Below are 4,311 nucleotides of genomic sequence, written 5' to 3'. Positions count from 1 at the left end.
TTTCAGTACGGCTTCACCTTCGATGAAGAAGTGGCCGATGACGACACCATCGTCGAGCGCGAAGGTGTGAGTCTGGTGGTCGATCCGATGAGCTTCCAGTATCTGGCAGGCGCCGAGGTGGATTATCAGGAAGGTCTGGAAGGTTCGCGTTTCGTTATCAAGAACCCGAACGCAACCACTACCTGTGGCTGTGGTTCTTCTTTCTCGATCTGATCAGCACTCCAGCATCACTCAACGCCGCATGGCCGCCAGGCCCTGCGGCGTTTTGCTGTCCGGGCTTTATGCAGGATAGATAGCGCCAAGGACGCGTAGCCCGCGCGCGCCGGTCACACTTGGGCGATTGGCGGCGATGCCTTCGAGGCAGCAGTGAGCGAGCCAGGCAAATGCCATGGCTTCGACCCAGTCGGGATCGACGCCATAGGTTGATGTACTGCTGACTTTCGCCTTCGGAAGCAGGCCGGCCAAACGACTCATCAGTGTGGCGTTATGCGCGCCACCGCCGCAGACCAGCACTTCTTGTGTGTCTGTCTGGGCGCCTTGCAATGACTCGGTGATGGTCAATGCGGTCAGTTCAAGCAGCGTTGCCTGCACGTCTTCGGCAGCGAAGGGCGGGAGGTGCGCGAGGTGTTGCATCAACCATGGCAGGTTGAACACTTCCCTGCCGGTGCTTTTCGGGCCTTGGGTGACGAAGAATGGATCACTGAGCAGCGCCTTCAACAGCGTGGGTTGGACCTTGCCACTGGCGGCCCATTGGCCGTCACGATCATAGCTGTCGCCACGTTGCTGATGAATCCAGGCATCGAGCAGTACGTTGCCCGGGCCGCAGTCGAAGCCGCTAACCGGCTTGCCGGGTTCGATCAGGCTGAGGTTGCTGAAGCCGCCGATGTTGAGCACCGCGCGGTTGCCGGGCTGCGCATCGAACAGAGCTTCATGAAAGGCTGGGACCAGCGGAGCACCTTGACCGCCAGCGGCCACATCCCGACTGCGGAAGTCGCTGACCACGGTAATACCTGTCAGCTCGGTCAGCAGCGCGGGATTACCGATTTGCACCGTGAAACCGCGCGCAGGTTCATGGCGAATGGTTTGGCCATGGCTGCCGATCGCGCGAATATCGTCACGGGTAAGGTGCTGTTGAGTGAGGAGGGCGTTGATGCCCTGTGCCGCGAGTTTTACCCAGTTCTGCTGGGCGATGGCGGAGCGGGCAATTTCGTCCGGACCGCTGGCGCACAGGCCAAGCAGTTCTGTGCGCAAGGAATCGGGCATGGGAATGTAGAGGGTGGCGATCAGCCTGATCGCCGAGGTCTGCTCGACCAGGGCAATGTCCAGGCCATCAAGACTGGTCCCGGACATCACACCTATATAAAACGGCATGACTCAGCGCTTCGCCGAAGCTAGCTGGGTGGCTTTTTCCTGGTCCATACGCGCCATCAGCGGTTGGCTCTGTGCCAGGAAGCGTGCGCGTTCTGCTTTGGAAATCGGATCGGCCATCGCGACTTTCTGGCCCAGTGGGTCGACGTGCACGCCGTTTACCTGGAACTCGTAATGCAAATGCGGACCGGTGGACAGGCCGGTGGTGCCGATGTAGCCGATCACCTGGCCCTGTTTGACTGAGCCTCCGGTCTTGATGCCTTTGGCAAAGCCTTGCATGTGGCCATACAGCGTGCGGTAGCTGTTGCCGTGCTGCAGAATCACGGTGTTGCCGTAACCCCCGCGGCGGCCGGCCAGCAATACTTTGCCATCACCCGCAGCCTTGATCGGCGTACCGCGCGGAGCTGCGTAGTCCACGCCTTTGTGAGCGCGGATCTTGTTCAGGATCGGGTGTTTGCGACCCATGGAGAACTTCGAACTGATGCGGGCGAAATCTACCGGAGTCCGGATGAACGCCTTGCGCATGCTGTTGCCATCGGCGGTGTAGTAGCTGCTGTTGCCTTGTTTGTTGGTGTAACGCACGGCGGTGTAGGTCTTGCCGCGGTTGGTGAAGCGTGCAGACAGGATTGGGCCGTTGCCGACAGCTTTGCCGTTGACCACTTTCTGTTCGTAAATCACGTCGAACTCGTCACCCTGGCGAATATCCTGGGCGAAGTCGACGTCGTAGCCAAATACACTGGCCATGTCCATGGTAAGGCTATGGGACAGGCCGGCACGGGCTGCGGATTGTGAAAGCGAACTGTTGATGACGCCGTGAACATACGCGGATCGCACCGTTGGCTTGGCGGTGATCCGGTTGAACATGTAGCCCTTGTCAGTCTTGCTCAGGGTGATGGTTTCAAGGTCGCTTACCTTGCTGTGCAGGCTGCTCAGCTGGCCATCCGGACTCAATTCGAATTCGAGTTTTTGCCCGTGCTTGAGTTGGCTGAACTGCTTGGCCTGCTTGTCGCTGGCGAGCACGTCATGTACCGAAGTGGCCGGAAGACCGACCTTCTCGAAAAGTGTAGAGAGCGTATCGCCCTTCGAAACGATCACTTCCCTGTGGTTGGGAGCCTTCTTTTCTTCGGCGACCGCTACAGCAGGGGCGGGTTCCGGTGCGGCTTCAGCCGTTTGCGGTGTGTCTTCGACGCTGTTTTCGATCTGTGCGAAAGGAGAAGCTGCCGGCTCATTTGTGGCTTGAACGGCTTCAGCAGCGTCTTGATCTTGTGTCAGTTGTTCAGCAGGGCTTTCCAGTTCAAGACTCAGCGTCGTCTTTTTGGCTTCAACATCACTGGAAGGAAATACCAGAAGCGCCAGGCTCAAAAGGGCGGCGATGCCGCTCGCAGCGAGCAGGTGGGTCTTCGGGTAAAGCGGCGGCGCTTTAGACGATTCTTTGGTCATAAGTAGTTTTTTGACTTTGAAAAGATGAATTGGAAAAGATGAATGACATGATGAAGATGAAATAACTGTATAAAATATAACCAAATCATCTCTGAAGCAAGTCTGCGAACGTTCTGTCCGTGGATTGGCGTCCGTGCGCCGGGCAAAACTTGTATTTGGTGCGCGATCTTGTATGGTTGTTCCCCTTTGAATCTGAGCCTTGCGGGTCTGTTATGAAGTCGGTTGAAGAGCAGCTAGCGCTGATCAAACGTGGTGCAGAAGAACTGTTGGTCGAGTCCGAGCTGGTGGAAAAGCTCAAGCGCGGCCAGCCGCTTCGTATTAAGGCAGGCTTCGATCCGACCGCGCCGGATTTGCACCTGGGTCACACCGTGCTTATTAATAAGCTGCGCCAGTTCCAGGAGCTGGGGCATCAAGTGATCTTCCTGATCGGTGACTTCACCGGGATGATTGGCGATCCGAGCGGCAAGAGTGCAACGCGTCCTCCGCTGACTCGTGAGCAGGTTCTGGAGAACGCTGAGACCTACAAGACTCAGGTATTCAAGATTCTCGATCCTGCCAAGACTGAAGTGGCCTTCAACTCCACCTGGATGGACCAGATGGGGCCGGCCGATTTCATTCGCCTGACTTCCCAGTACACCGTGGCTCGCATGCTCGAGCGCGATGACTTCGACAAGCGCTACACGACCAATCAGCCAATCGCTATTCACGAGTTCCTGTATCCGCTGGTTCAGGGTTACGACTCGGTCGCCTTGCGTGCGGATGTCGAGTTGGGTGGTACTGATCAGAAATTCAACCTGCTGATGGGGCGCGAGCTACAGCGTGGGTATGGTCAGGAGGCTCAATGCATTTTGACCATGCCGTTACTCGAAGGCCTGGATGGCGTGAAGAAGATGTCCAAGTCTTTGGGCAACTATGTCGGTATCCAGGAAGCGCCGGGAGTCATGTACGGCAAGCTGGTTTCCATTCCGGATGCGCTGATGTGGCGTTATTTCGAGCTGCTGAGCTTCCGTTCCATGGATGAGATCAATGCATTGCGTGCTGATGTCGAGGCGGGCGCTAATCCGCGTGACATCAAGATCAAGCTGGCTGAAGAGATTGTTGCTCGTTTTCACGGTGAAGAGGCCGCCGCCAATGCTCACCGCGGAGCCGGGAATCGCATGAAGGATGGCGAGTTGCCGGATGATCTGCCTGAGATCGAATTGACTGCCGCAGAGGACATGCCGATCGCAGCTGTCCTTAATAAGGCTGGCCTGGTGAAGAACTCGGCCGTGGCGCGAGATCTACTTGGGTCTGGTGGTGTGCGTGTAGATGGTGAGGTCGTGGATCGCACCTTTATCTATGCACTGGGCGCGACCCATGTTTGCCAGGCAGGTAAAAAGGCATTTGCGCGTATTACGCTCAAATCCGAATAAACCTGAAATAAGGGGTTGACGGCGAATTTTAGAAGCCTATAATTCGCCCCACTTCCGGCGCAGTCGAAACGGAAAACTCCTTGGTAAACAA

The 4,311-nt window shown here is 56.9% G+C and carries 4 protein-coding genes; 2 read left to right on the top strand and 2 right to left on the bottom strand.

Annotated features, from left to right (window positions below):
- The coding region (gene erpA, locus D8U18_RS27540; RefSeq protein WP_131109148.1) for an iron-sulfur cluster insertion protein ErpA at positions 1-213 on the top strand (213 nt) is incomplete at its 5' end.
- 66 nt (positions 214-279) lie between these two features.
- On the opposite strand, the gene D8U18_RS27535 is transcribed toward erpA, so the two are convergent.
- Together D8U18_RS27535 and D8U18_RS27530 are read right to left on the bottom strand one after the other, a co-directional pair.
- Complete coding sequence (locus D8U18_RS27535) at positions 280-1,371, bottom strand: anhydro-N-acetylmuramic acid kinase (protein WP_130905957.1); 1,092 nt, start codon at positions 1,369-1,371, stop codon at positions 280-282.
- 3 nt (positions 1,372-1,374) lie between these two features.
- A complete protein-coding gene (locus D8U18_RS27530; RefSeq protein WP_130905956.1) occupies positions 1,375-2,808 on the bottom strand; it encodes a peptidoglycan DD-metalloendopeptidase family protein in 1,434 nt (477 codons plus the stop codon).
- Between the two features lie 212 nt (positions 2,809-3,020).
- On the opposite strand from D8U18_RS27530, the gene tyrS reads away from it, so the two are divergent.
- A complete protein-coding gene (tyrS, locus tag D8U18_RS27525; RefSeq protein ID WP_130907140.1) occupies positions 3,021-4,220 on the top strand; it encodes a tyrosine--tRNA ligase in 1,200 nt (399 codons plus the stop codon).
- Positions 4,221-4,311 lie beyond the last annotated feature (91 nt).

Source organism: Pseudomonas sp. Sample_10, from assembly GCF_004321495.1.
GTDB lineage: Bacteria > Pseudomonadota > Gammaproteobacteria > Pseudomonadales > Pseudomonadaceae > Aquipseudomonas.
The sequence above is the reverse complement of the archived record's forward strand: the minus strand, read 5'-3'. Positions and strand labels throughout refer to the sequence as shown.

Coding starts and splice junctions, on each gene's coding strand:
- D8U18_RS27530 (WP_130905956.1), bottom strand. CDS start 2,808: ATGACCAAAGAATCGTCTAAAGCGCCGCCGCTTTACCCGAAGACCCAC.
- D8U18_RS27535 (WP_130905957.1), bottom strand. CDS start 1,371: ATGCCGTTTTATATAGGTGTGATGTCCGGGACCAGTCTTGATGGCCTG.
- tyrS (WP_130907140.1), top strand. CDS start 3,021: ATGAAGTCGGTTGAAGAGCAGCTAGCGCTGATCAAACGTGGTGCAGAA.